Genomic DNA, 26,537 nt, shown 5'->3' with positions numbered 1-26,537 from the left:
GGCGCTTGAATACTCCCGAACGCAGGAGTTCTATTTCGTGCAGGCAGGGCCAGACTAAGTGGAGGTGGCGAATGAGCAATGCGCTCGTCGTTCACAAGGCTCACCTGCCGAAGGCCCTTCACGGCGTTAGAGCAGCTCAGTACGTCCGAATGTCTACTGAGATGCAGCACTACTCAATTCAGAACCAGGCTGCGGTGATCGCTGCTTACGCGCACGCTCACAATCTCACTCTTGTGCGCACCTACAAGGACGAGGGTGAAAGCGGATTGCTCATAAAGAACCGGCCCGGCCTCCTTCAGTTGATGGAGGACGTCGAGAACGGGCAGGCCGACTTTGGTCACCTCCTGGTTTATGACGTAAGTCGATGGGGCCGCTTCCAAGACGTAGACGAGAGTGCGCACTATGAGTTCATGTGCAAGCGAGCGGGCATCAAGGTCTCATATTGCGCTGAGCAGTTCGACAATGACGGCACCATGTTGGCCAGCATCGTCAAGAACATCAAAAGAGTGATGGCAGCAGAGTACAGCCGCGAGCTTTCAGTGAAGGTCTATGCGGGTCAATGCCGCTTTGCTCGTCTGGGTTACAAGCCTTGTGGCAACCCCGGCTATGGATTGGTGCGAGAGCTTGTTGATGAGAATGAGCAATCGAAGGGCGTTCTGAAGAGGGGGCAGAGAAAATATCTCGCCACTGATCATGTCCGAGTTCGGCCCGGCGACCCGCGAGAGGTGGCCACTGTCAGGTGGATATTCAAGCGCTTCCTTGCGGTGAAGTGTGAAACGGTCGTGGCTTGGGAGCTGAACAGAAAGAACGTGCCGACTCGTCCAGGGACACCGTGGACGCGTGTGATGGTAGGCGCCATTCTCAGGGACGAAAGCTACATAGGCAATTTGGTCTTCAATAGGCGATCATGCAAGCTGCGAGAAACTCGAACATACAATCCTCCCGAACAGTGGATCCGGGCTGAGGGTTGTCTCGAACCAATTGTTGACCGCGCCACCTTCGCGAAGGTCGCAAAGTTCATTCACGAGCGGCGCGTTGATCTCACGGAAGAGGAGATGCTCGTTCGCTTGCGACGAACCCTGCTTAAAGAGGGGAAGCTGAGTGTGGGCATCATAGACCGCACACCGGGCTTACCATGCGTGGCCACGTGTCAGATCCATTTCGGCAACATGCGCAACCTATATCGATTGCTCGGCTATACTCCCAAGCGCAACTACGAATTTCTAGAGTCGAGGCCTATTTGGTCCGAGCTGAAGACAAGGCTCGCTTCTCGCATTGAAGCCGCCGTTCTAAAGGCGGGTTGTCGGACGAGCACTGGCGGATGGACAGATTCGCTTCGCGTGAATGGCTCGATTTGCGTTTCGATTAGAGCTGCACGCTGGACGCCGGGAATGGAGGAGACCCATTCGCCACATTGGACCATTCAATGCGATACGCATGTGCCCGCTGGGTGGATTGCTGCCATCAGGCTAGCAGCGCATAACAAGGACGTGCTTGATTACGTATTGCTGCCGACCGATGGGAAAGTGAAAAGAACAATTAGATTCTCTGACAGGGCCCGCGAACGCCGAGACATCACCTGCTTCAAAAGCCCTGACGCGCTCGTTCGAGCGATCACCCGGAAGATAACCAGGCAAGCCCGTGCCTTCCGACCCAAGTTAGCAACGCCGAGCAAACAACCGAAAGCAGGCCTGCCCAGAACCAAGAACGGCCGCGCGCGGCACTAATTGACCGAAGGTAGAGGAATGCGCCGAGTATTGTTCCGTAGTTCCTTCGGAAGTCCCCATTGAGTTTCGCGATTTTAGATAACTCAGTAGATGCTTTGACTTCATCAGCCATGCCGCTGGTTCCTTTGAATCGGTGAGCCAGCGCCCTATGAACCACTGTTTTGCCCGACGGTGCAAGCAGTGTTTCGTATTTAACGAATTTTCAATCTTCGCGGGGCAGCCTTGCGTTCAATTGCGTTGACGTCGATTGCGGCCCTAGATTGTGTCCAATTAGACGGACGGGTCGTTGTGTGGGCACCTTTTTTCAGCGCACCCGAGGGCCGCGCATGGGGCGAGACGCCGTGCTCAGGGCGAGCACTCGGGACAAGTGTCGCCAATGCTTTCAAGTACCTTCGCTACCGCGAGGGCAGCCGCCTCAGGCGATAACCCCGCTGGGTGGTGTTGCCGCGCAATCTCAAAGGCCAGATCGCGAGCGTGAGGATCGGCTTTATCTTTCATCCAGCCATGCTCTTCGCACTTCACGGATGGCGCCGGCGTCTTGGAACACCGAGATCGCCCAACCCTGCAAGGTTCGAATCGCCGGCCGTCTATCTCTTCTCGTCAGCATGAAGATCGCTCCTCCCGGACGAATCCGGGTGTCCCTCGCTCGTTCCACGCGGTTAGCACGGGGCAGCGATTCCGTTTTGCGGAGTCTACGGCTTTCCCCGTGTTCCGTGGTCCTGTGAAGAACTTATGCTGAGGCCGCGGGGTCTTCCTTCTCGCCGCTGGCGACGATTTTAAGGGCGTCGTCAGGAAGCGGCCGTTGCAGCGCCTTGGCCTCGTCCCATGGGGCGCGAAGCCAGAGATCGTATTCTTCGGCCGTGGTCAGAATCACCGGCATTGCCTTCGGGTGAACGCGCTTCATCTCCGCATTCGGCTCGCAGGTCAGAAAACCGAACAAATCGGCCGTGACTGCCCCTTCCTTGACCTTTCGCACCGATGTCCAATTCGTCCAGATGCCGGCGAAGGCGACGAGTGGCCGGGAATCCTCCAGGGCGAACCATACCGGCACTTTCTTACCATCCACAGTGTCGTACTCGGAAAACGAGGTCAGAGGGACGAGGCAGCGATTGTCGGGCCCGAGCCATCGCTTCCAATGTTTGCTGCTGGTGTTACGGATATTGGCCGTGCCGCTGTCCGTCTCCATCCGCAGCAATTAGTTGAAGTCGACTGGCTTGCCCTTCGCCTGAAGCTTCTCGGCTCGCTTCTTCGTCGCGTTCATGAGCGCCTCCGAGGAAGACGGCATTCCCCAGCGCGCCATGGCAACTTCACGCCCGTCGGGTACATTGCGGACGATCGGGGCCGGGTAGTCCGGGAAAATGCCTGGCATGCTAGGCAAGTTTCCGACGCTGCTGTTGAGCGCGCCGAACAAACGCCGGATCGCGTCCACGTTCTTGGTCATCGAGTAGAGATTGCACAACGTTCAGGTCTCCGATGCCTGGCGAGGACGGGGTGTCAGTTGCAAGAGGGTGGCCGCAGGCCGCCGGCCCGCCTTAGCACACTTGCTACAACGCAGCCGGCTGGCGAGATCGTGCACCGACATGGTCGGAGGATGACGCAGCGCAGCCAAGTCTACGTCCCTCTTGGTCTTGCAGCTCGAGCATTCAATCTCGAGCCAGGAGTATCCGCCGTTCACGGCTTGGTCCATCGTGGGGGACGGATCGACCGGTCCCCCATCGGCCCACATCTTTTCGTTCCAAGATTCGCAGAGCAGTTTGTCCGCTTGCCTGATGAGAGCTTCGCCTTTAGCGCGGGCTTCAGCCGACCGCGACCCCAGGATCGCGATCATCGCACGGGCCTTGCCGAGTTCCTTGCCCAGAGCCTTTCGGTCGCTGCCTGAGAGAGGTGTCGGGTGATGCTTCGGGGCCATTCGCGGTGCCTAGTCGAACGTTGGCCAGCAGCCATCCTCTTCGTAACGCCCCGTCCGCTGCGTGCAGGTATTGTCCAATAGCCGCTGCCCGACCTCCTTCCAGACAGCGTCTGCACCGTACAGACGGGTGGCGTCGACCTTTCGGATCTCGACCAGCCTGCTGCATCGGCGGCAGCCCACCCGCAAGACATGTTGAGGAATTTGGCTTAGCCGCAGCGCTCCGGAGGGAAGAGCCGGCCTTGCTTCGGCGCGAGCGTCCTCCAGAAGAGCCTGCCAATATTCCGGGGGCAAATCGTCGTCAGGAGCCAATCCGGGGGTCCGCATCGGATGTTGGCGAGCAGCGGTGGCCAGCTTTTCCATCTGTTTCGGTTTTGGCATGCGCCAGCTCGCGGGTCGATCAGACATACCCTATTTAGAACATACCAGGAACGAAAGAGTCGATACCCTCTCGTAGAAAATCGTGCGGTGGGCCTTCCGGGTTGTCGGAACCCGGTGCCCCCGTTCGTCTTGAGTCAAGGCGTCCTGAAGACCGGAGTTCTGCGTACATGGCACCGCGCGCCAATTGGAAAGGCTTCCTGCGATTGTCTCTAGTGACCTGCCCGGTGGCGCTCTACCCGGCCACATCCGAGAGCGAGAAGATCTCGTTCAACCAGCTCAACCGGCAGACCGGGCATCGTATCAAGTACCTGAAAGTGGACGCAGACACCGGCGACGAGGTGCCGAACGAGGACATCGTCAAAGGCTACCAGCTCGAGAAAGATCAGTTCATCGAGGTTACGAAAGAGGAGCTCGAGGAGATCGCGCTGGAATCCACACGCACCATAGAGATCGACGAGTTCGTTGACAGGTCCGATATCGACCCGCGGTATCTGATCCGCCCCTACTACATTCGGCCGGACGGCAAGGTCGGGCATGACGCCTTCGCGGTCATCCGTGAGACCATTCGCGACATGAACAAAGTCGCGATTGGACGCGTGGTGCTGACCAATCGCGAGCACATCATCGCACTTGAACCGATGGACAAGGGGCTCGTCGGCACGCTGCTGCGCTATCCATACGAGGTGCGGAGTCAGCAGGAGTATTTCGACGAGATCCAGGACGTGAAGGTCACCAAAGATATGCTGGATCTCGCCAAGCACATCGTGAACCAAAAGGCGGGGCGGTTCGATCCGGAGAAATTCGAAGACCACTACGAGACCGCGCTGATCGACCTCATCAACCAGAAGCGTGCCGGCAAGCCGATCACGCCCAAGTCCAAGCCCGCGGCGAGCAACGTCGTCGATCTGATGGAGGCGCTGCGCCGAAGCGTCTCCGGAGTGGCCGTGGAGCCCAAGGCAACGAAGAAGTCAGCGAACAAGACGCGAAACGCGGCGGCCGGCCAAAAAGAAATGTTGATGCCGATTGAGGGCAAGAGGTCGGTGAAAGAGGCAGCGACGAAGACGCCCTCAAGCAAACCGCGGCGAAAGTCGGCCTGAAATATCCGGCGCCTCCAGGTGACCGATACTTCGTCGTCCCGAGCGACACGAGTGTTAACGAAACTTATCGCCGCACGGCGGGCCTAGGCCTCTTCGGGAGCTGAGTTTACGGGGCGTGTCTATCCTGGATCTCGATAACTTCCGAGAGCAGATCAGCTGTGACTTGCAAGCTGTTCCTCACCTCCTCAAGCCTTCGACTGCATAGCAATGCGGGACGATGCGATAGCCTCAAGACGAACTCGAACACCCGATCCGAATTGCGCATCAGCTGCAACAGATGTTCGCCGCTCGGGCCGTTCGTGCCCGAAAGCCAATTCTTAGCAGTTCTTTCATTCGCCCCCGTCCACCGCATCAAGGTCTTCTGAGCATGATGGCTGTTGCCCAGCTCGGATCTTAGAATATCGGCTATCAAGGTCGCGTAAGTGGGCGACGCCCCTCCGTCGTTTGGAAACTTCTTGCCCGTTTTCGGAAACATGTTTCCCCCCGAGCTAAGCTATAGTTTCAAATACCAGATCATGCATTCTTGACGCTAGTAGGGCGACGATGTTGCAGGGCACGTCTCATTCAGGCGCTGAAGTAGAAGGCCAGGCTGTCAAACCCGCTGCGGAATACGTGCGGATGTCGACCGACCACCAGCAATACTCAACGGCGAACCAGTCACAGGCCATTCGCGAGTACGCTGTTCGTCACGGCTTTCGTATTGAAAAGACCTACGAGGATAGCGGCAAGAGCGGTCTCAATCTTGATGACCGTCAAGCTCTCAAACAACTCATCGAGGATGTGCAAAATGGTGCGGCCGACTTCTCGACAATCCTGGTCTACGATGTAAGTCGCTGGGGCCGCTTCCAGGATGCCGATGAAAGCGCCTATTACGAATACATCTGCAAGCGCGCAGGCATTTCGGTTCGGTACTGCGCGGAGCAATTCGAGAACGACGGCAGCCCGGTCTCGACCATTGTCAAGGGCGTCAAGCGCGCGATGGCCGGCGAGTACAGCCGTGAACTGTCGGTCAAAGTCTTTGCCGGACAGCGACGGCTGATCGAGCTTGGCTATCGGCAAGGTGGCCCCGCTGGATATGGATTGAGGCGGCAATTGATCGATCAGAACGGTGTCGCCAAAGCGGAGCTGGTTCGCGGCGAACACAAGAGCATCCAAACCGACAGAATCGTGCTCGTCCCTGGCCCCGAACAAGAGATCGAGACCATCCGCTTCATCTACGACGCCTTCGTCGCTCAAGGCAAAAGCGAGCGAGAGATCGCGGACAGCCTCAACGCAGGGAGCGTCACCACAGATCTCGGTCGCGCTTGGTCGAGAGCGACCGTGCATCAAATCCTCATCAACGAAAAATACATTGGCAACAATGTTTGGAACAGATGCTCGTGCAAGCTCAAGGGTCGGCGAATTCACAATCCCCCTGAGCGCTGGATTCGTCACGACCAGGCCTTCGAACCCATTGTCGATGAAGACACATTCAGATCTGCCCAGGCCATCATCTCCGAACGCTGCAAGCGTTACTCCGATGAAGAGCTTCTGGACGTGCTCCGCGGCCTATTGGAGCAACACGGCTATCTCTCCGGAATCATCATCGATGAACTTGAGGTCGGGCCATCTAGCAGCGCCTATCGCGCACGCTTCGGCAGTTTGATCCGCGCCTATGAACTCATCGGCTTCAGCCCAGACCGGGACTACCGCTATATCGAGATCAATCGTGCGCTGCGCCGGATGTATCCTGACTTTATAGCTGCGACGGTGCGCGGAATCGAGGAGATCGGGGGATCGGTCCGCCAGGATACCGAAACCGACCTCCTCACCGTCAATGACGAGTTCACCGCTTCTCTTTGCCTCGTCCGGTCGCAGGAAACCATGGCCGGGTCCTACCGCTGGAAAATCCGCTTTGATGCTGGGCTGCGGCCGGACATCACGGTGGCGATCCGGATGAACCAGATGAACAGCGCCGTGCTCGATTACTACCTCTTGCCCCGCTTCGAGATGGAGGCCGATCAGCTTGCCCTCGCCGAGCACAACGGCTTGGCACTGGATGCCTATCGTTTCGATGTTCTCGACATGCTGTTCGAACTTGCGGCGCGTTCGCAACTGATGGAGGTCAGCTATGGGATCGGCTCAATGCATTGAGATCATTCCTGTTGGGTCCATCGATGTCGTCAATCCGCGCGCACGCAATCGCCGGATTTTCAAAGAGATTGTCACCAGCGTCGCTGAACTTGGACTGAAGCGGCCGATCACCGTCAAGCGGAAGACCAGCGAAGGTGAGCCGCGGTACGATCTTGTATGTGGTCAGGGTCGCCTGGAGGCCTATCAAGCCCTCGGACAGCGCGAGATCCCTGCTGTCGTGGTCGATGCCACAGCCGAGGACAGTGCGATCATGAGCCTGGTAGAGAACTGCGCCCGCCGGCAGCATCGCGCGATCGACCTTTTACATGACATCGAGGGTCTGCGCACGCGCGGCTATGAGTTCGATGACATCGCCCGCAAGACCGGACTGAGCATTGAGTATGTCAAGGGGGTGACCAGCCTCTTGGAAGGCGGCGAGCACCGGCTGCTCCGTGCCGTGGAGGCCGGACAGATGCCCGTCAGCATCGCCGTCATGATCTCGCAGGCGCAGGACACCGACATCCAATCCGTGCTGCAGCAGGCCTATGAAGAAAAGCTCTTGCGGGGACAACGGCTGCTGGCCGCCAAGAAGCTGATTGAGCAGCGGCGACGTCGTGGCAAGGGGTATAAGACCGGCCCCCGACGGGCCGACGGTGCGCCGCTGAGCTCCAATGCGCTGTTGCGGGCCTACCGGCAGGATGTTGACCGCAAGCGGGTCTTGATCCGCAAGTCCAACAGCACCAAGGCACGGCTGATCTTTATCCTGGAGGCCTTGCGCAAGCTGTTGGTTGAGACGGAGTTTTTGGCAATCCTGGAGGACGAAAAGCTCGACACTTTACCCAAGAACCTAGCGTTGCGGCTGCATGGACAGGGCTAGGCCATGGCACGCCGTCCTCACATTTCAGTTCGAATGGGCTTTGAGGAACGGACCGCCATGGTCAGACTGGCCGACATCCAGCCGCTAAAGCTGGTGTCCGAGGAGGTGAAGCGCTCGCCAAAATATCGCCAAATCGCCGCATCCGTTGCTGAGATCGGGCTGGTCGAGCCGCCCGTGGTGGCGCGAAGTCGGGAAAACCACGGAAAATTCTTGCTGCTGGATGGCCATTTGCGCCTCGAGGTCTTGCGAGACCGCGGCCTCTTGGAAGTCGAGTGCCTGGTTTCCACCGAGGACGAGGCGTTCACCTACAACAAGCGGGTGAACCGTATCGCGATCATTCAGGAACACCGTATGATCCTGAAGGCCGTCGAGAACGGGGTGTCGGAGGGACGGATTGCAAAGGCGCTGAATGTCGATGTCGCCAGTATTCGCAGGCGGCGCAAGCTGCTGGACGGCATCTGCGCCGAGGCGGTGGATCTGCTCAAAGAGAAGCATCTGACCCTCAACTCGTTCTCCGAGCTGCGCAAGCTTGCGCCGATCCGGCAAATCGAAGCCGCCGAGCTGATGATCGCGATGAACAACTTTTCCAACAGCTACGTCCGCTCGCTAGTGGCGGCGACGCCGCGCAATCAGTTGGCTGCCGGCTACACCCCGCGCGCGCCCAAAGGCTTGTCGGATGAGCAATTGTCGCTGATGGAGCGCGAGTCAGCCTCGCTTGCCCGCGAATTCAAGGTGGCCGAACAGACCTATGGGACCGACCACCTCGACCTGGTGCTAGCGGTCGGCTACCTCTCAAAACTCCTGCGCAACGGCAGAGTGGTCGGCTACCTCGCCAAGCATTTTCAGGAATTGCTGTTTGAATTCCAGCGGCTGACCGAATCCGAAGCCAACGCGGCCTGATCTGCTCGGCCGCAATTAAATCGACTTGGCTACATTCGCGTATGCCTTCTTATGGAAGAACTCGGCCAGCGGCGGAGCGCTTAACCGGGCTGCCGGGAAACCGGGCTGTCGGGAAGTTGAGCTTAGAGCGCTCGCGTATTGAAAGTTATGACATAAATCGGCCGTTGACCGACCAATGTCAATTCGTCGAATGCAGATGAGCGCGTCGCGGCCAGCATACGTTGAATTTCTTTCCTTGATGATGAAAGAATAGGCGGATCTGACCCACGGCCAGGCGTAAACGCATCAGTGGACACTGGTTGCATGCAACTGCTTCGATTGTTTGTGTCATCGACATTTCGAGACATGGAAACCGAGCGCAACATTCTCGCCCGCTTGGTATTTCCTCACATGCGAAAACTGCTCTCAGCACGCGCTGCCTCTCTTCAAGAGGTCGACTTGCGGTGGGGAGTCACGAGAGCGATGTCGAGCGATAGCGGTGCAGTGGCGATTTGTTTGCGTGAGCTAGCAAGCTGCTTTCCACTCGTCCTCGGCATGGTCGGCAGAAGATCGGGCTGGACCCCTCCCCGAGAGGCCCTGTCGGCATTCGACGCTGCTTTCGCCGCGACCATGCAACCCACGGCTAGCATGACTGAAATCGAGCTTCGCTATGCCTCAAATCTAGCATCCCGAAACGCTGAACCACATTTTCCGATCATGATTCGCTCGGACAGTCTATCCAGCTCCGTCGGAATCGATGAGACCGAATGGATGGCGAGCGAACGGCTGCGAAACTGGGCGCTCGGCTCTTCCGTTGTTCGAGCAATCGAGTACCGGAGCTTTGACGAGTTCGAGCGCCTCGTCGACGCCGAACTTGAGCAGATTTTGTCGGCGCACGTCGGGCGAACGCCATCACAAAACGTCGCTGCTACTTCCCTGCCCGAACTTGCACGATACCGCGACTTCGCAGAACTATCTCGCGCGGCAAGTGGTGGCCGTCCGCTTCTGGTCAACAGCGAACAAGGGACTGGGACAAGTTGGCTGTTACGCCGCTGGATAAATGAAGATCCAACCGGATTGTATATCGACGGACGAGTTGTCAGCGCCGCTGATTTGGTCAAGACGTTGGGAGGCGCCAGCGCGACAAACAACGCCCCTTCAGTCGGAAGAGACATTGCAGGAATTCAAGGCGATGGATTCAGTGACAGCCTAACGTCGCATCTCCTTTCGCGACTTACCCGCGATCCCGCAACACGACGCATCGTCCTGGATCACTTTGACGACGCAATTCCTCACGAAGCACGATCCGAGATTAGCTGGATTCCCTCCTATTTGCCGCGTGGCTGCGGTGTCATAGTCGTCACTCGCAATAGGCGTTTGCAGAAACAGGCTGCCGATTTGGGTTGGCGACGTCACGATATTGGACCAATTAGTCGAGATGAAGCTGTAGATTTCGCCGAGCGCTATCTTGGAGCATTCTCCAAGCAGCTCGAGCGACAACAGATAACAGCTCTCAAATCAGCAACATGGGCCACTCACCTTGCAAGTTTAGTTCTTGCCCTCGATGAATTGCGTCGGCATGGCACGTTTGAAACGCTGGATCTGCGACTTGCAGAGTTAGTCGCGTGTTCAAGCGGCGCCGCTCTCGCTCAGGAGCTGATTTCTGGTCTGACATCGGCAATGCCTCCGGAGTGGCAGCGTTCAGTTGAGGATTCGGTCTTTGCGATCAGAATGAGTCTGAAAGGATTGGAAGAAAGCGAGATTCGGGCGACAGTTGGCGCATCGGCAACTGCCGCGAACTTGCTCGCTTCGGAGGCTCCATTGCCATCTCACCTCTGGTCAGCGATTCGAATTTGCCTCGCATCAGCACTCTCTACCAGAGGGCCTCTGATCGACTTATCTGGAGGCGCCTTGCTAGAATGGGTAGATCAGCGCTTCCTTGTAGATCAGGCGCGTATCAAGGTCACTGCAGCAGGGCTCAGGGCAGCGCTCGAGAATGAGCCGCCGCTGCGTCGCTGGACAGAGGCACCACAACTTGCACAAGTAAGTGGTGGAATGGCTGGACTTGAAGACTTTCTTTCCGATCCCGAGAACATCAGGATGCTGGCCAATGTGGGAGAGACCTTTGCGGAAGGTTGGCTTTTGCGGTTGACGCCTCTCTCACGTCAACGAGTTGTAGCGGAATGGGACGGCCGACTGGCCGCCAGCGCCCGGCCGGAGGCGGCCTGGCAACTTGGACTGATGGCAGCACGATGCGGCCAGACTGACGCTGGGCTGCGTCTAATGGAGCTTGGTACTGAGCAAGACCATAATCCTTCAAGCTCAAGAGGGCACAAAAGCTTGCTTGCCTTCCTGAAGCGCGATGGTGCGTATCTTGATCAACTTGCGAGACGCCTCGCCACTGTACAGGCCGCGACGGATGCCGACGCCGCTGCGGATATCACCGAGGGGATTTCAATCCTCGCTGCCTATGCCGATGGCGTCGTCAAACTCGATCGTTCAGTGGAGCGCGCGCTCCTTTCTCGGTTGACGCAAAACATTCGAAGGCATGGCAATGCCCTCCTCGAAGCTCAGCTGCGCATCTTCTCAGGCCAGATTCTGTTAAACCACGCCAAATGGTTTTGTGCGGCGCGATCGTTCACAAGCGCAGAGAAGATTTTACGCCGGCTCGGGCATGCTCGGCTACTCTGCCAGACACTGGAACGGATCTCTGCGGTGCAGCTGGAACGGAACAAGTTTCGATCTTCTCGGCGCGCGGCGGCCGAGTGCCGCGATTTGGCATTTCGTGCTGGTCTTCCTATTTTCGAGGCCTTGGCATTCGAGCGGCAAATCGAGGTAGAGCGGCGCCGCGCCAATTGGGCGGTGGCTTACGAACTTGTCACGGCATTTCGAGCGCGATGCCGCGAAGGTCTGTGCGACATGCACCGAGCCGATTCGGCGTTGGCGACGCTGGAGGCGACCGATGACCTCCGTCGACCATCACAATGGTGAGCAGTGAAACTGAGCCGCCGATGTTCGATCCGATCGAACTACACTGATTGCTTGATCGACGAGATCCAGCTCGCGCAGCGCACGAATGCGATTGCGGAACGTCGAAGCCGCCTCAATACCAGTACAAGCTTTTTCGACTCGACCTAGTTGTAACCACACACCTTCCGTTCTAGGCCAATGCTGATCTTCTTCCGTCTTCACGGCCGCGTTCGCAGCGGCTCGACACGGCTCGGGCGCGCCGCTGGCAACCGCAATGCTTCGCAGAAAGCTTGTGAGCTCGTTGTGCTGTGCGCTCAGCGTTTCGAACAATGGCCGATTTAGATTCCAGCGCTCATTTCTCTCTACCTTTACGAACGGCGCTGCCGCTCTCTGAAGCTTCACCAACGTTTCGAGCGGGAATTCAAATCCTAGTTGGCCGGCCAACGCGAGCCGAAAGAGCCGTTGAAGAATCGTAAAGTCGCGCATGTTAGCAAGCACCACGCGGGCGTCGGCATCGTTTGAAACGCCGCTAGCCACTGCCTGCTTTATGTCATTATCGATCGTTGGGAACCGCCAAGGATCCCAACTGCTGTCGACGCTGACGTCTCCCTGAGCGGTCTGCGGAACAGCCTGTATCATGAAATCAAGGGGCCACAATGGATCGGCCGCGCGATCCTCGCCTGTGAGGAATGTCAGCTTGTTGTCGAGCCTGAAGGCTGCCTCGCGCACGCCGCTATCTACCAAGTAGGTCGCTGAGGCGGGTTTGGAGCGAAGAGTTCTCAGGCAAACCTTGCTCTCTTCTTTCCGTGATAGACAAGCGAGCAACTCGGAAGCCGCGCCAAACTTAAAGCCGTACTTTTCATACGCCGCAATAGGAAAGCAGTCTGCACCGGCGCCGCAAGCTTGAGCATGCTTGGCAATAGGTTCCACGTAGCGAGGCAATTCATCAAGGAGTTCAGCCCGGTAGGCCGCTGCAGTATCCCCGAGAAGAATTCCCAGGCCGGTTACTCCCACCCGAGCGGCGTTAATGCGGCCCGATATAGGCTTGCCTTGGTCCTCCCTCGTAAAGGCGTCGACGAAACGATCAACTTGGATCGCCGAGCACGCAAAAGGCGTATCTTCAAAAGCCGGATGTACCAGGATACGCCTGGCATTGACGCGAATTTCGTCTCTGTCGGAGCTCTGCGGCTGAGGTAAGGTCGATGTTACAACCCGCCCGTCGGCTGCATATGCAAGCGCGTGATAGGCGATCGCGGGATGATACGGACCAAGCTTCTTGGGGGACTCGGCATCAACGGTGATCGTTAGATATAGACTGCTGTCAATCAACTCCCAATCTAGATTTCGTACATCAAGCCGATCGACACCACTTTGTGGTGGACTGCCTATCAGAACTCCTCCAATCCTACCGCTGAATCTAATCTTGCCGTACGACCGGGCTAACGGAGCCGTTGCGACGCGCGTTGCAGAGGATGGTCCTGCACGAGCCGGGTGCGCGCCGCCACCGCCACCTCCACCTCCACCTCCACTCCCAATACCGCCTCCGCCTCCACCTCCGGACGGAAAATAGTCGCCGTAGGGATTGGGCATGCCGCGCTCCGGCGCGCCAGGCAAACCACGGTGAAGTGAGCCGGGATCATAAGATCCTTCTCGAACTCCGAGAAGCGCGCGCTCGATTTGTTGCGGCGCGTCCGATCGATAATCCGCAACCAATCTTCTATCACGCACACTAAGCGGCACGTGCTCGTCGGAGAAAGATGGCACTCTGTAGTGTTCGTCCGGAGGGCGACCCGTACGCGCAGTTTGCACAACGAAGTCAAAGCTTGCTCGTTCTGCCCACATCCGGCTCGCGACAGAATCTGCTAAGTCGCTGGTCGGGAATGCCGTCTTCAAGAACGCTTCCCCAGCCAAATCGATCGACGCAGGTCGCGCTGCTGCCATTCTAAGCTGCAGCCACAGTCCCTCATTTTGGCGCAACACTTGTATACGGCGATCAAGCGCTTCATCCAGTACAGCAGTCGAACGCTGGACTTCGGCGCGATGGACACTTTCGCTGAAATCGAAAGTTTGTGTCTGACGACCACCTTCCAGATTTGGCGCGGCTGACCGAGTGCTCGCCAACAAAATGCGCTGACGCGCTTCGACCGAGGCAAGATCAAAGCGGTCACGCGGCGTCAACCGGAAGCTATCCTGGAGTGTGCGCGCCACCGAGGCTCGAAATGACTGCCGAAGGAAATCGACAGTAGCGCTTTCCGAGGCTGTTTCAGCTGGGGCCTGTACGTCCGGATCTCTAGTCGCAATTTCGTTAGTAGCCGCAGCAAGGTCAGCCTGCGCCCCCCTCGCAATGAGCGTGAGCTCGAGCGCCGCAGCCTCCGATATGAGAGACGGGCCAAGCCCCAAAACTCCAAGCCCAACGTACCCGAGAAAGGACACGAGCAAACAAACAAAAGCAGATGCCCTACCAACTCGAGATGCCGTTTGAACTGTGGCGACGCTCGTAGCACCACTCGCGAGCCATTCGCTAATTAACTCCGGCTCGCGACGCGCCTTGCTGAGACCCACAATGGAGTGGTTGGCGAGCTGCGCCTCCACGATTAGCCTGCGTAGCGCCGTCTCACGCTTCTCTTTCATACGAGCGGCGCCGGAGGCGTCCGCAAGCGCCTCACCCAATGGAACCTCACGCGTGTCTTCAAGAGTTCGCAATGGAACGGTGATCTGCTCTTCAATCTCCTCAATTCGCTCGCGAAGCGTATTTGCCGAGTTCACCAATCTCCGACGCTCCTCATCATCGGCATCGGCGTTTTCGTCGCCGGCGCGCTGCCTCATACTCTCTTCAAGTTCACGCAAGTTGTTGAGAGACATGACATTCTGAGGATCCTCTCCTAACTGTATGATGGCCTTATTCTGTAGCGCGTTGATACGGGTTGTGTTCTCGGAAGCGATCACTTCCGTACGCCGATCGAGATCAGCGACACCTTTTTGGTCAAGCGTAGTCGCACGCTCAGTCAGTTTCTCGCCGCTAAGGTCACCAAGAGCGGAAACCAGAGCGGCACGGCGTGCTACAAGCGCCGCTTCCCAAGAGCGCCGCGATGCGGAGCGCGAGGCGACAAGCCACACAAGCGCGAGCACAACCAGACAGCCGATCCAAGCTTCTGCCGAAAACCAGCGCAAGCTATCAACTGCCCGCTCGGCTTGATCGCGCACCCATACCACTCGCGAAATTGCAGAAGGCGTGTCAGCAAAACTCGACATATACAAGTTGAGGAGAACACCGACAGTCACAACAATGATCGTCGCCAACAACATGGCGTCGAGGAGCAACCGAACTGTAAGTAGAAGGCCGAAGCGGCCACCGACGGATATAAGACGTCCGGCGTTCGCAGCACGGACGGCTCTTTCCGAGTAGGAAACCAATAGAAACCGGACAAAGAGCCAAGCGACGAATATCGAAATGCCAAGAAAGATTAGGTTGTTGCTAAATACGATCCGCATTGCCCCCTCCTGAAATGAACCGGGCCAACCACCACGCTCAAATGATCACGCTCCCCAACACGGGTTGTGTGATCTACTTCACTAAACGAACGCGAGAATCTATATTTTTGTCAGTTGGGGGTATGATCGTAACGACCTACGATCGAACTGCCACTTAGAGTAGATTGAGTTCGGAAGTTATGGAGATGGTGGTGGCTCGATATCTGCAGACAATATGCCGAAGAGCAACGCACTCGGGCGCCGATCGCAATCTGAGCTGTGCCCGATGGGAACGCCATTTCTTGAAAGCTCTGCGCCGGCCGGCCGAACCAATGACGTTCGCACCAGGGTCAAGCTAGCGCGAGCGCAAACACGCCGCTTCGGAAGAAGTCGCTAGGAGCCATCCTCGAGAAAGAAGTGAAGTGTCGTGGACTTCATGCGGGCAGACGCTCTTCGTGTATCCATTGTTATGGAAGAAGTCGGCCGTTGGCCGATCCGTCCCGCGGACTTAAACTTCTCCCAGGGGATGGCTCGCAACTAAAGCGGCCGAGCCAACTCGAGATAGCGGCAGAACGCGTTTGCCAACTGCATCTGGCGGGGCGTTCGGCACTCGACCTCGAACAGGCGCGGACAGGCAACCAAAACACAGATGCACTTCGCCCGCGAAGTGGCCACGTTTAGCCGATTTGCGCTGTAGAGAAACTCCATTCCCCGCGGGGCGTCGGCATGAGACGAAGTGGTCATCGAATAGATCACGATCGGCGCCTCCTGTCCTTGAAACTTGTCGACGGTACCGATGCGCGCACCCGGCAATCGTTCCTGAAGTTCGAAGACCTGGGCGTTATAGGGAGCGATGATCAGAATGTCCTCCAGCCGGATTGTCGCTTCCTTGCCTGAACCGTCGACCCAGCTTGTGTTGCCGGCGAGAATTTCATCGACGAGTTTTTCAATCTCGTCCGCCTCTTCGGGAGACGAATTCTGGTTACCTACATGCGGTACAGCAAGATAACGAAGGCCCGACCCCATTTACGCGGCCCGATGATCGGATCTCCTGCCGTTCCAATCCCGCGCGCGAGCGAAGTCGGCCTTCATAGAAGAGTTCTGATGTGAAGGCGCAGATATCTGGGTGCAGCCGCCATGTTTCTCCAAGGAAAAGTCCGTGGCCGGCCTCGATCGTTGCGTGCTCGCCCAGGACGTGATCAAGCGCCGATGTCGCAACGCCGTCCGGATGGCTACCCTGTATCGGCTGCTCAAGCTGTCTTGGGTCGCCCAGGAGGACAATGCTCTCGGCCGCCTGGGAAACGGCCAATACGTTTGCCAATGACATCTGCGCCGCTTCGTCCACGAACAGAACATCGACACTGCCTGCCGCATCCGGCCGTGCCCAAAACCAGCTGGTGGCACCGCCAACCTGGCAACCATTGTCGAGCCCGTCGACGAAGTCCGCGTTCTTCGTCGTTTGCTGCAGTCCCGGACGAGACGTCGGCTCATCCTTGACCTTCTGGATGCATTGAATGGGCAGACTTTGCTCGGCGGCCGCTTCCAGGGATTTATCGAGTAAGTGACGAATGACCTTATGGCTATTGGCGGTGACGCCAACCGTCCGCTGGTCACGGGCAAGCGCGCAGATCATACGCGCACCGGCATGAGTTTTGCCGGCCCCCGGTGGCCCCTGCACAGGCAAAACGCTCTGATCAAGCGTGACTGCAGCACGTATTGCGGTCGCTAGCGGCGGCTCGCCGGCTTGCTCGAACACCTGCCCGGACAGACGTGGAGCGACTTTGAGCAGCAAGTCGCGCGCGGCACGATAAGCGCCCGGTCCAATGATCCCGTGGTCCGCGACATACTCACCAATCCGGAACACCGATTCAGCGAGAACCTGATTGTCGATGAACTTATGCGCGAACACGGCCTCTGGATGGAAACTCGCCGTATCCTGGCGCTTCTTGATGTCGATCGTTCTGTCATCATCGGAAATCGCGACGACGCTGCCAAGCTTGTCGCCGCCGACACTTCTCAGATCATCATCAGCGCGAACATCAGTTTCCTGAACCGTGAATTTGTAGCGATGAATCGGCGCCTTCGCTGTTCCACCAGCGTGGCTGAGGAAGGTTAGCTCTCCCAACCCCGCGCGCTCATACAAGAGATCCTCGGCCGACAAATCGCTCATCCGAAAATACTCCCACCAAACCGCCTTGTTCTCGCGACCGAAGAAGTCGATCAAGTGGGCCAGTAACCAGCGCGCCTGCTGCTCTTGGCTTCGCTCGGCGATGTCGTCCGGAACATCGCCTATTAACCGTGCCACAAGTCCAGCGACCCGCCGCTTCCAGGCACTGAGATCCTCACCAATCTCGGCCGCCTTCGGCTGCGGCCGATCGATCGCCTGCCCTTGCGCGATGAGCTCGTCGCGCACCCCCTCAAGCCAGTCCCGCAAGGCGCGAGTCGAGGCGCAATCGTCGCGATTGTAACCAATGATGGCGGCCTGATCGCCTCGTTCAATTCCATCTGCGTCGGCCAATTCGAGGCAGGCCTGCACCCGCGCCATAGCGCCGCCGACATCGATTAGCGCAACGGTGCGGTCAAACCGGTACAGCGGTTCCAGCTTCTTGATCGAGTAACTTTCGACGCTGGCGCGAATGCTCTGCCGGACAATGGCGTACAAGTCCACGAACACGCCCGCGCGAAGCAGGTTGTCGACCTCGTCCTCCCGCGTGGCGTACCGCCCCATCAGACGCTTCAATGCCGCCGGCTCATAGGGCGCGAAGTGATAGATGTGCAAGCCGGGGTGCTTGGTCAGCCGCTCCGTGACGAAGTCGATGAAGCGTTCGAACGCGGCCCGTTCTTGCTGCCTTGTGGTCACCCAGTCGCCGACATAGGCGTCTGTGCCGTCGTCATTGGCATAGAGGTAGCCGAACAGGAACTCGAGCCCGCCGCCGTCCACGAATGGATCGCCCTCGAAATCGAAAAAGATGTCGCCGGCCGAAGGCTCAGGCAGCCGGAATAGGCCGAATTCCGGTACCAGCGGCAGCGGCTCGTAAAGCACCTCGCCCGCAATACGCCCCTCCACCTGGAGCCTCGCCTGCTGGCGAACCTTCTCGTAGCTCGACGAAGTACCCCGATCGGGCCGCCACTGCAGCGGGATCGGCAGGGTCGCAAGTGCGGCCATTGTACCCGCACCTCGCCTCGCCAGCTCCTCAATCTGAGTTTTGGCTATCCCCGCGACGAGCGACAGGTGATCGTCGGCCCGCCGCTTGGAAGCACAAGGCTCGCGCCATCGGCAGACTTCGCAGTGCTCGATCGGGTCGGGATAGAGTCCATCATGCGGAGGCGACGCCGCAAAGGTCTCCAGGCTTTGCTTGATCCGGCGGTAGAACGCCGCAAAATCAGCCACGCGGTAGGCCTCAGGCAGGTACTCCGTGCCGGGCGTCACAACGTGGGCCGCCTCCGGGACCCTCTGCTGTGTGATCGCCAATAAATCCGAGTAGAGGCTCAGCTGCAGAATTGTGTTGCCCTTGGTCTCGCGGGCCAACTTGGTGTCGGTGACCTCGTACGACCAGGCGCCCAAGCCGCTCGGTGCCTCGACCCGCCGCAGCACGTCGGCGCGACCGCTCCAATGCCCATTCCGTAACGCCGCCTGAACGATTACCGCATCGCCCCGCACCATCGCTTGCCGCGTTTGGTCAACCGAGACGTCATCGACACCGACGCCGGCGATAACTGTGACGGTCCCACCCTCCTTGGCCAGGTGATCGACGAAACCCTGCTCGTGAGCCTTGCCGCGCTCCACCAGGGCATCGAGGGTTGGGTCATCGCGGAGTTTTGGCTTGGCCAGCTCGCCCTGGGCGACCTTGAGGTCGAGGTGTGTAAGATACCGACAATTCAGGTGCCCAACCAGGTCGCCAGCGCTGAAGACGATCCCTGCGCCGTTCTTTTGCATCTATCCCCCTGGACTGCTGCCGGGACCCCGAGGGGCACGGCGCAGCAACGATATCGACCTTCCGAGGGGCGCAAAAGGCCTCCGGAAGTAGAATACACACAGCGCGAATGGACAGCGTCCAGGTTATGTCCCGTCAAAACGGCGGCGTGACGACGACATATTTCGGCAGGAACAGCCGCGCGTTCGCGCATGCGATGTAAGGAACGAAATGCGCCCAAACGCTCATTGGCGCCGGCCTCTTCGGTTCGGCAGCGGCATTGCAAGCAGGCTGTGGCCTCGTCTTAAGGTTGAGCTTGCCTACTGGCTTCTGTTCTGGCCTTCTTGCACCCAATGGGGGGAAGCACATGACGCAGAGTTCAGGAGTTTTCTTATTGCAGGGCGAGCACTCGTTGCTCCCGATGGAGCCTGGCCAATTCGCCACCGAGGATGACTTTCAACGGCTGCTAGCTCGTTTCCCGGAATTGCTGGTCGGCGATCAGGTTGATCCGCAAAACCCCCGACGCTGGATTCTGGTCAAGCGCGAGCAATCCATCTCAACGGGCGAAATCGGCGCCTCGGTCTGGTCGATCGATCATGTGTTTTTGGACCAGGACGGTATACCGACCTTGGTCGAGATAAAGCGACAAAGCGATAGCCGGCTGCGACGCGAAGTCGTCGGCCAAATGCTCGACTACGCCGCAAACTGCATCACTTATTGGTCACTCGAGACCTTGCAGGGCGGGTTCGAGAAAACCTGCCGAGAGCTGGGCCGGTCGGCCGATGCGGCTCTCCAGGAATTGTTGGGCGCGAATGACGGCGTCCCCGAATTCTGGGAGCGCGTAAGAACCAACCTTCAAGCCAAGAAGATTCGCCTGCTCTTTGTAGCAGACGTGATTCCGATTGAGCTTCGGCGCATCGTTGAGTTTTTGAACGAACAAATGGATCCAGCAGAGGTATTGGCTATCGAACTCCGCCAATTTGCGAGCAAGGATCTTAAGACGATCGTGCCAACCGTATACGGCCAGACCCAAGCGACTGCCCGAAAGCGCGCCGGTCCGGTGCAGCGGTGGGACGAAACGTCGCTCTTCGAAAAGCTCTCGCGGACCGTAGGAGAGAACGAACTAGCGATCGCGCGAACAATCTACAATTGGATGGGAAAGGGCGGAAGCCGCCCACTCGTTTTCGGGACTGGTAAGGAGAACGGATCCGTTTATCCGGTCTTCAAGCCGAACGGCGTTCCGATCAATCCCGCTTATCTTTCGTCGGATGGCAAGCTGTGGCTTCAGTTCGGCGCCTTGGAGAATAAGCCGGTCTTCGGACCCATCGAGGTCCGCCGCTCCTTGATGGACCACTTCAATGCCATTCGAGGCGCCAATCTGAGAGAAGCAGACCTAACGAAGTATCCCTCCGTTTCATTGCGCACCATCGCGGCCGACCCTGAGGGAAAAGCCAAGCTGATAGCCGCTCTAGAATGGATGGAAGAACAGATCGAGCGAGCACGCTAGACGACGCCTACCTTCTAATTTTCGTACAAAGCGTCTATAGGAGATCGATTTGACGAACGTATTCTATTTTGCGCGATACTCTCAGCAGGAAAACTTTGCAACCAATAACACTCTCTTGCTGATGTATCGACTTTATGAGGAAAGCCGGCGCCGGTTTCAGGAGTTTCTGACGAAACTGCTGGACGAAACAGCTGACGCGCCTATCACCGCTCTCGGCTTGCAGATGAAGCAACAAGAACCCTCCGGAAAGAGCGTGTTAGATGGCTTTCTCTATCAAGATGCTGTCCGCATCGGCATCGAGGCGAAAGGGCTTGGCGTTGAGTTCGATGGAGGACAACTACTGAACCACCTCGATCGCTTCGACAAAAGCGGTTCTGGTTACTTGCTACTCCTCAGGCCAGACAAAGTCGATCTTACCGATCAAGCCTGGAAAGAGTTGCTCGAACAAGCAAAAAAACGGAGAGTCATTGTAAGCTCAATTACGTTCCAACAGATCATCGATAGCTTCAAGGAATGTCTTCGGCCTCACGATGATAATTTGATTGAGCTGATCGATGACTTCGAAGCTTTTTGCAGTGAGCACAGATTGCTAGGAACGGATGACGTCACGATCTTTGTCCCTCCCTGCGGCCAGTCCTTCGATATCAACATAAAGCACAAGCTCTATTTCTGCCCCTCCGACTGGAGCAGAAGGAACGTAAAGTACCTTGGTCTCTACAAGGATAAATCGGTTCAATACCTCGGCCAGATAACAAGAATTGTGCATTGCGAGCGCATAGGACAGCAACTCGTGACCCTAGGAGCTGACACCGCCCCGCTTAGCCATTCCGAACAGTTGCGGGTTTCTGCTGCCATGGATGATGCGAGAACGTCCACTGCGGGCTGGGACATTTCGGTCGGCCACAAATTTTTTCTGTGCGAGGAGTTGCTGCCTACCGCCTTTAATAAATCAAGCCGCGGCGGCATCATGGGTCATCGCTACCTGAATCTGCAAGGATATTTGCCTGCTGCGCGAAGGATGAGCCTGGCCGAAATCGGAGCCGCACTGAACGGAAAGACCTGGGCGTAGGTTCTGTGCAGGAAACGGTTCACAGAACCGTTCGAGGCCCGATCGATGATTGAAACAATCGGCAAATACAGTCCACTCGGCGAATACCTGAGGGGGGAATCCGCCGAGAACATATGGCTGTCACTCGCTCAAATCTCCCAGATAGTTGGCGGGCTGCCGGCCGAAGCGTCCAAACCTCAGTTCTGGGCCAATGCAGCTGATCATCATCGATCACGTCGACAGAACTGGCTAGAAGCCGGGTATGACGCGTTTCTGCGTTTCCGAGACGGTCAACCCGGTGTGTATTTCGAAAGAATGCGCCCGAGCGCGCGAGGGCAGCCATGGTCACGCGATGAGCTGCTGGTATGTGTCGAAAATTACCGGAGGCTGATACTCGCGGAGGAAAGGGGCGAAAGGCTGAACAAGACCAGCCTGAGAGCTGAGGCGATGGAGCGCGGCCTAACTTCGAGGACCACAAGCGCTTACGAATTCAGGATGCAGAACATTTCAGCCGTATTAGAGGAGTTGGGCCTAAGACGAGCGACGGGATACCCTCCCCTAAGGAACGTCGGAAGCGTGAAATCCGCTCTTATTGAGTTGATAAACGAGCTGTGGAACAGAAAAGCCGAGCTCGAAGAGCCTACTGACGACGAGAGCGCCTTGGCTACTCGCATTATTTCCGCTCGACAAAAACTTGATCTCGCCTGTTCGGCACCTCCGCCCGGAATAAAAGACGTGCGGCGCTCAAACTCGCAGACTGAACGTTTTATCCGAGATCCAAACGTGATCGCCTGGGTATTGCTCGCCGCTGCGCACAACTGCGAGGTCTGCGAAGAACCTGCCCCCTTTATCACAACAAGCGGCGATCCTTACTTGGAGGTGCATCACGTACGGCCGCTTAGTGAAGGCGGCCCCGACACGGTCGACAACGCGTGCGCATGCTGCCCAAACTGCCACCGGCGTCTTCACTTCGGATCCGATAGTGCATCGGTCAGAAAACGCCTAATATCCCGAGTAAGTCGTCTCGTTGACTATCCCACCGGCTCCAAATCGCATTGAACCTGCTCTTTGCCAGGTTAAATGTGTCTCCCTGCCGTGGGCGGGTGGTTGGCGCGATTCGTGAAACAGTTGTTATGGAAGAACTCAGCCAGCGGCCGACAACGGTCTCTCCTTCACATGCACCGCGCGCCAAGGTCCCTCACTGAAGCCAAAAGCATCGCTCGATGGCGTCAATTCGATGGGGCCGCGGTCGTAAAAACAGTGAACGAGCCCATAGTCGCTGCAATGATCTAATCGTTGTTCGAGCATTTGGTCGTGTCTTTGGACGCTTTCAAACAAGCACGGTATAACCAAGGCTCTGCAAAGCTGCCTCTCCAGATCCCCCGAGCGGCTCGTTCGGCAGACTGTTGGGCGCGAGCATATCTACCATTCGAGTATTTTGGCCAGTCGACTGCCAAACCTTGAGCCACCAACCACTCGCCGACGTCATCTCCGGTCAATGTACACGTAGCGACGATGCGGCGGTATCTGTCGTAAGAAATCTGCGTACAAGCCAAGGGCCCGCCGGAGATGTGTTCGTAAAGCTGATTGGCGGCCTCTGCACCGCAACGATACAGCCGACCTTCCTCGTCCCTACAAAGCTGATCGTTTTCGGGAGCATCAAGTCCCCAAATTCTTATGCGCTTGCCGTGAATCTCGAGTGTATCGGCATCTATGACGCTGGCCCGTCCCATTAAATCAGAAGAACTTGCTTTATTTCCGTCCAGGATCAGCAATCCAAGGATCGTGAGCACGACTCTTATCGGTCTGGTCCTATCTATCATTCGCGTGGACTAACCATTAACCCGAGAACCAAATGCAATTTGCGACAGCTCCATCAAAATCAAACGGCAGTTTTGCCAGAGACGATAGCGGACGAGGCAAACCATTGATTGCGATAGTCTGTGTTGCGGCGACACCCTCGTCCAAGTCTTGTTCGTAATAGCACCGCTGATAGTTTGGCTTCGACGTATCGCTTAAATCGAAGTTCCACCCTGTTATCACATAGCCGCCGCCAAACGAGAGGCCTTTGAAAACCGTATATTGCGTAAAAGGCGATTCGTTGCTGCTGCTAGTGGCGTCGAGCTGCAACTGTTGCTTAGATGGCTGAGGGACGTCGACTTTGAAATCGCCAGTCACCTTCACCGAAGCGTTTGGATCGAGAGATACAGTGGTCCCCTCTGCCAACTTTACAGTCTGGCTCGGAGCAAGAGTCAAAGAGGCATCGGGCGCGAGCGATACCTGTCCTTCGACTGATGTGTGTATAGTGGCTTTTGACAGTGCCTGCCCTATTGCGGCGGCGACATCATCTGCTGAAGAAGCTACCGATTGGGTGCTGCTATAACCCCAAAAGGCGAATAACCCACCCAATCCGACCAGGCAGAGCGCAATAGCCCAGCCACCACAAAACCAGCCGAAGCCAATGGCCTTTGCGATCTTAGCCTCGGCGGCAAGGCGAGAGTTGATGACTGAGGCGAAGCCTCCTACATCAGCGAAGTCACTGGGATCTGTCATATCCCATCCTTCTTGAACCAAACGCACTTGTTGAATGCTGCAGCGATATCCAGCGATTTGGACGCCGTTTTCGGAGCGTGAATCTTCTCGTCTACACCGATGTCAACTCTAAGGGAGACGTCCGGATTGTCCCCCTTCTCCTGATAGTAGCAGTACTGGGTGGTAGGAACTCGCTGCGCACTGGTCAAAAACTTCCATCCGGTGGTCACCGACCCTTTTTCATAGGACACGGACTTGAACACTGTAAAATTGGCAATTGCTGGCGACGCCTTTTTTGGTTTGGCTGTTGGAGCTTGCGGGACCGAAATCGAGGGCATTTGAACCCTTACTTCACCGTCTGCCTGGACCTTCGCATTTGGATCGAGTCGGAGGCGCGAAGCGGGATCCAACGATAGGGCTTGGCCCGGCGCCAACGAGAGGACATTAGGCTCTAACTTCACCTCTCCGCTTGCGGTACCGCGCATGTGAACTTCGGAAAGTGCTTTGACCAAAGAGTTTGACAGAACAGCCAGCGTCCGTTCCTTTCGCAACACCAACGAATAGCCATAAAATCCAAGGCCTACGGCCGCGCCTAGACCAAGGCCGATTACTCCGAAGCCAATGGCTCTCCAGAAGCCGGACTTTCCGCGTATAAGGAACATTTCGGCAGCTACTCTGCTTTGAAGAGCGCTTGCCAAGGTCTCATTCAGCTTCGATGGGATGATCTTCATCTGCTTGCTAGGCCGAATTTTCCTTCGATTGCCCCTGCGTAGCAGCGACGACCGCATCGCGAGCTTCTTTTCGAATGGCAGTAACTAGGGGACCGAAGAGGTATGCCGCCGCCTCGTCTGGGAAGCTAATTTCGGTTAGTGACTTTTTTGGTTTGATTCTCCGAACGGACGTCATCGCAATCAACGTGGAGGAAAACGCAGCGGCGATCGATGGAATGACGATCAGATACCATTCAAGCAATTTGACGTCGCCATCGTTGACGTCTTTCGGGTCCTTAGCAAGGAGCATCGCGGCATACGCGTGCAACTGTGACTGATAGATCGAACCGCGGCTCTCCCTTTCGGCAGCCCTGATCTCTGCATCAAGCTTTGTGGTGTCATATTTGGGATCTTGACGCAGAGTCTCCGCCTCTTTTACCGCCGCCTCCGCTTCATTCAGTTTTGTCTTAGATTCCGCAATAGCTGCATTCAATGGCTTAAGTGCCGGGTTTGGTTGGCATCGTTGGCGAGTTTCTGGAGCGCCACCCGGCGTCGGACTAGGAATCGTCGTTGTTGTACACTCCTGAGGCTTTTGGGCATTCAATTGAACCATCAGCGCTTGGGTCGCTTGAAATAGTCGGTCCCGTTCACTCTGACGTTGCTTCACAATACTGTCTGCTTGCGTGATCTGGCTCGAAAGAGCTTCGCGTCTGCTCTTGAGTTCAGCCAGTTTAGTATCGGCGATATGAGTTTCCTCGAGTCGCGGATTGAAGGTGGAATTGCCGATTTGAATTAGGGATGTCGAGGTGACCGCGACCGCACAGAGCACACCGACCAAGGCCGCCAGTTTGACATGCCATGAGTTTTGGGTGCGAACTGCCACAGCCAACGGAACGCGAGCTAATTCAACCATGGCCATCGCAATCGGAAATAAGAGAGCGTGTATGGTTTTAAGGTTCGTGGCGTCCGGAAGTTGAGCTACAGTTACGAAATTGTTGGTCAGAATTAGACCAATGATTACGAACTCGACTGCAAACGCGAGAACGATCTGCTTGACGTTGATCGAGTAGCCTCTCTCTTGGTCGCGTTCGAGACGATTTTTCTGCCGCGTTGACAAGGTTGATCGAACCTCAGCCTCTTGCTGATCCAATCTGTCCCGTTCGGTTAGAATCGCGTTCGTTCTGAAAAAATTCATCTCCCCTGCCCCCGCCAGCTATGGTTGTATCATGCCGCAATATTTTAGCTCTATCCAGGCCCGGCTGCCCCGTTCTGGGGATCCCGTCTCAAGTTCGCGCGCTGACCACAAGCGCCTACCTAAACAGCCTTTGAACAATCGTGCTGTCCCTTAACCCATTGAATAGTTTGAACGAAAGGAAGTAGCCGTCGAATAGGACCGCGAAGGGAAT

At 57.0% G+C, this 26,537-nt stretch carries 18 protein-coding genes and 2 pseudogenes; 9 read left to right on the top strand and 11 right to left on the bottom strand.

The features are described from left to right. Window positions 1-71 precede the first annotated feature (71 nt). Entirely contained in the window at window positions 72-1,727 is a 1,656-nt protein-coding gene (locus tag ACVIIV_RS09415; protein WP_456743936.1) for a recombinase family protein, read from the top strand. A gap of 345 nt (window positions 1,728-2,072) precedes the next feature. Here the strand turns inward: ACVIIV_RS09415 and ACVIIV_RS09410 are convergent. The 4 genes and pseudogenes from ACVIIV_RS09410 to ACVIIV_RS09395 form a co-directional block, all read right to left on the bottom strand. After that, window positions 2,073-2,334, bottom strand: a pseudogene (locus ACVIIV_RS09410) (hypothetical protein). Window positions 2,335-2,457: 123 nt separating this feature from the next. Further along, window positions 2,458-3,186, bottom strand: a pseudogene (locus ACVIIV_RS09405) (SOS response-associated peptidase). Window positions 3,187-3,189: 3 nt separating this feature from the next. After that, on the bottom strand, window positions 3,190-3,636 hold the full coding sequence (locus ACVIIV_RS09400; protein ID WP_456743935.1) for a hypothetical protein: 447 nt from the start codon (window positions 3,634-3,636) through the stop codon (window positions 3,190-3,192). A gap of 9 nt (window positions 3,637-3,645) precedes the next feature. Then, window positions 3,646-4,041 (bottom strand): hypothetical protein, encoded by a 396-nt coding sequence (locus ACVIIV_RS09395; protein WP_456743934.1) that lies wholly within the window; start codon window positions 4,039-4,041, stop codon window positions 3,646-3,648. Window positions 4,042-4,181: 140 nt separating this feature from the next. Between ACVIIV_RS09395 and ku the strand changes: the two genes are divergently transcribed. The 5 genes from ku to ACVIIV_RS09370 all read left to right on the top strand — a co-directional run bounded on the left by ku (window position 4,182) and on the right by ACVIIV_RS09370 (window position 11,970). Continuing rightward, complete coding sequence (gene ku / locus ACVIIV_RS09390; RefSeq protein WP_456748692.1) at window positions 4,182-5,111, top strand: non-homologous end joining protein Ku; 930 nt, start codon at window positions 4,182-4,184, stop codon at window positions 5,109-5,111. A 543-nt stretch (window positions 5,112-5,654) separates the two neighbouring features. Continuing rightward, a complete protein-coding gene (locus tag ACVIIV_RS09385) occupies window positions 5,655-7,244 on the top strand; it encodes a recombinase family protein (RefSeq protein WP_456743933.1) in 1,590 nt (529 codons plus the stop codon). Next, window positions 7,222-8,100, top strand: a complete 879-nt coding sequence (locus tag ACVIIV_RS09380; protein WP_456743932.1) for a plasmid partitioning protein RepB C-terminal domain-containing protein — start codon at window positions 7,222-7,224, stop codon at window positions 8,098-8,100. The genes ACVIIV_RS09385 and ACVIIV_RS09380 overlap by 23 nt, the downstream gene beginning before the upstream one ends. Window positions 8,101-8,157: 57 nt before the next feature. Further along, window positions 8,158-9,000: a plasmid partitioning protein RepB C-terminal domain-containing protein gene (locus tag ACVIIV_RS09375; protein ID WP_456743931.1), complete on the top strand. Its 843-nt coding sequence runs from the start codon at window positions 8,158-8,160 to the stop codon at window positions 8,998-9,000. Window positions 9,001-9,303: 303 nt separating this feature from the next. After that, on the top strand, window positions 9,304-11,970 hold the full coding sequence (locus ACVIIV_RS09370; protein ID WP_456743930.1) for a DUF4062 domain-containing protein: 2,667 nt from the start codon (window positions 9,304-9,306) through the stop codon (window positions 11,968-11,970). Here ACVIIV_RS09370 and ACVIIV_RS09365 read toward each other — a convergent pair. The 3 genes from ACVIIV_RS09365 to ACVIIV_RS09355 all read right to left on the bottom strand — a co-directional run bounded on the left by ACVIIV_RS09365 (window position 11,959) and on the right by ACVIIV_RS09355 (window position 19,357). Beyond that, window positions 11,959-15,441, bottom strand: coding sequence for a hypothetical protein (locus tag ACVIIV_RS09365; protein WP_456743929.1), 3,483 nt, complete (start codon window positions 15,439-15,441; stop codon window positions 11,959-11,961). The genes ACVIIV_RS09370 and ACVIIV_RS09365 overlap by 12 nt on opposite strands. Window positions 15,442-15,957: 516 nt before the next feature. Next, entirely contained in the window at window positions 15,958-16,446 is a 489-nt protein-coding gene (locus tag ACVIIV_RS09360; protein WP_456743928.1) for an AAA domain-containing protein, read from the bottom strand. Beyond that, window positions 16,403-19,357: a TM0106 family RecB-like putative nuclease gene (locus ACVIIV_RS09355; protein WP_456743927.1), complete on the bottom strand. Its 2,955-nt coding sequence runs from the start codon at window positions 19,355-19,357 to the stop codon at window positions 16,403-16,405. The genes ACVIIV_RS09360 and ACVIIV_RS09355 overlap by 44 nt, the downstream gene beginning before the upstream one ends. Before the next feature lie 344 nt (window positions 19,358-19,701). Here ACVIIV_RS09355 and ACVIIV_RS09350 point away from each other — a divergent pair, with 344 nt between their 5' ends. From ACVIIV_RS09350 to ACVIIV_RS09340, 3 genes are read left to right on the top strand one after another with little or no spacing between them, the layout of a single operon-like run. Continuing rightward, the gene (locus ACVIIV_RS09350; protein ID WP_456743926.1) at window positions 19,702-20,841 is read left to right on the top strand and encodes a hypothetical protein; all 1,140 of its coding nucleotides are present in this window, start codon (window positions 19,702-19,704) and stop codon (window positions 20,839-20,841) included. Between the two features lie 49 nt (window positions 20,842-20,890). After that, a complete protein-coding gene (locus ACVIIV_RS09345) occupies window positions 20,891-21,910 on the top strand; it encodes a hypothetical protein (RefSeq protein ID WP_456743925.1) in 1,020 nt (339 codons plus the stop codon). Between the two features lie 45 nt (window positions 21,911-21,955). Continuing rightward, window positions 21,956-22,948, top strand: coding sequence for an HNH endonuclease (locus ACVIIV_RS09340; protein WP_456743924.1), 993 nt, complete (start codon window positions 21,956-21,958; stop codon window positions 22,946-22,948). 230 nt (window positions 22,949-23,178) lie between these two features. On the opposite strand, the gene ACVIIV_RS09335 is transcribed toward ACVIIV_RS09340, so the two are convergent. From ACVIIV_RS09335 to ACVIIV_RS09320, 4 genes are read right to left on the bottom strand one after another with little or no spacing between them, the layout of a single operon-like run. After that, window positions 23,179-23,682, bottom strand: a complete 504-nt coding sequence (locus ACVIIV_RS09335; protein WP_456743923.1) for a thermonuclease family protein — start codon at window positions 23,680-23,682, stop codon at window positions 23,179-23,181. Window positions 23,683-23,728: 46 nt separating this feature from the next. Continuing rightward, entirely contained in the window at window positions 23,729-24,442 is a 714-nt protein-coding gene (locus ACVIIV_RS09330) for a hypothetical protein (RefSeq protein ID WP_456743922.1), read from the bottom strand. After that, window positions 24,439-25,152 (bottom strand): hypothetical protein, encoded by a 714-nt coding sequence (locus tag ACVIIV_RS09325; RefSeq protein ID WP_456743921.1) that lies wholly within the window; start codon window positions 25,150-25,152, stop codon window positions 24,439-24,441. Before ACVIIV_RS09325 ends, ACVIIV_RS09330 begins: the two co-directional genes overlap by 4 nt. 7 nt (window positions 25,153-25,159) lie before the next feature. Further along, window positions 25,160-26,326, bottom strand: coding sequence for a hypothetical protein (locus ACVIIV_RS09320; RefSeq protein WP_456743920.1), 1,167 nt, complete (start codon window positions 26,324-26,326; stop codon window positions 25,160-25,162). Between the last annotated feature and the right edge of the window lie 211 nt (window positions 26,327-26,537).

The sequence above is a fragment of the Bradyrhizobium sp. USDA 4354 genome (assembly GCF_054060315.1).
This window is presented reverse-complemented; position numbering and strand designations above follow the sequence as displayed.

Coding starts and splice junctions, on each gene's coding strand:
- ACVIIV_RS09325 (WP_456743921.1), bottom strand. CDS start 25,152: ATGAAGATCATCCCATCGAAGCTGAATGAGACCTTGGCAAGCGCTCTT.
- ACVIIV_RS09370 (WP_456743930.1), top strand. CDS start 9,304: ATGCAACTGCTTCGATTGTTTGTGTCATCGACATTTCGAGACATGGAA.
- ACVIIV_RS09415 (WP_456743936.1), top strand. CDS start 72: ATGAGCAATGCGCTCGTCGTTCACAAGGCTCACCTGCCGAAGGCCCTT.
- ACVIIV_RS09385 (WP_456743933.1), top strand. CDS start 5,655: ATGTTGCAGGGCACGTCTCATTCAGGCGCTGAAGTAGAAGGCCAGGCT.
- ACVIIV_RS09320 (WP_456743920.1), bottom strand. CDS start 26,326: ATGAATTTTTTCAGAACGAACGCGATTCTAACCGAACGGGACAGATTG.
- ACVIIV_RS09365 (WP_456743929.1), bottom strand. CDS start 15,441: ATGCGGATCGTATTTAGCAACAACCTAATCTTTCTTGGCATTTCGATA.
- ACVIIV_RS09350 (WP_456743926.1), top strand. CDS start 19,702: ATGACGCAGAGTTCAGGAGTTTTCTTATTGCAGGGCGAGCACTCGTTG.
- ku (WP_456748692.1), top strand. CDS start 4,182: ATGGCACCGCGCGCCAATTGGAAAGGCTTCCTGCGATTGTCTCTAGTG.
- ACVIIV_RS09380 (WP_456743932.1), top strand. CDS start 7,222: ATGGGATCGGCTCAATGCATTGAGATCATTCCTGTTGGGTCCATCGAT.
- ACVIIV_RS09375 (WP_456743931.1), top strand. CDS start 8,158: ATGGTCAGACTGGCCGACATCCAGCCGCTAAAGCTGGTGTCCGAGGAG.
- ACVIIV_RS09360 (WP_456743928.1), bottom strand. CDS start 16,446: ATGGGGTCGGGCCTTCGTTATCTTGCTGTACCGCATGTAGGTAACCAG.
- ACVIIV_RS09340 (WP_456743924.1), top strand. CDS start 21,956: ATGATTGAAACAATCGGCAAATACAGTCCACTCGGCGAATACCTGAGG.
- ACVIIV_RS09395 (WP_456743934.1), bottom strand. CDS start 4,041: ATGTCTGATCGACCCGCGAGCTGGCGCATGCCAAAACCGAAACAGATG.
- ACVIIV_RS09400 (WP_456743935.1), bottom strand. CDS start 3,636: ATGGCCCCGAAGCATCACCCGACACCTCTCTCAGGCAGCGACCGAAAG.
- ACVIIV_RS09355 (WP_456743927.1), bottom strand. CDS start 19,357: ATGCAAAAGAACGGCGCAGGGATCGTCTTCAGCGCTGGCGACCTGGTT.
- ACVIIV_RS09330 (WP_456743922.1), bottom strand. CDS start 24,442: ATGACAGATCCCAGTGACTTCGCTGATGTAGGAGGCTTCGCCTCAGTC.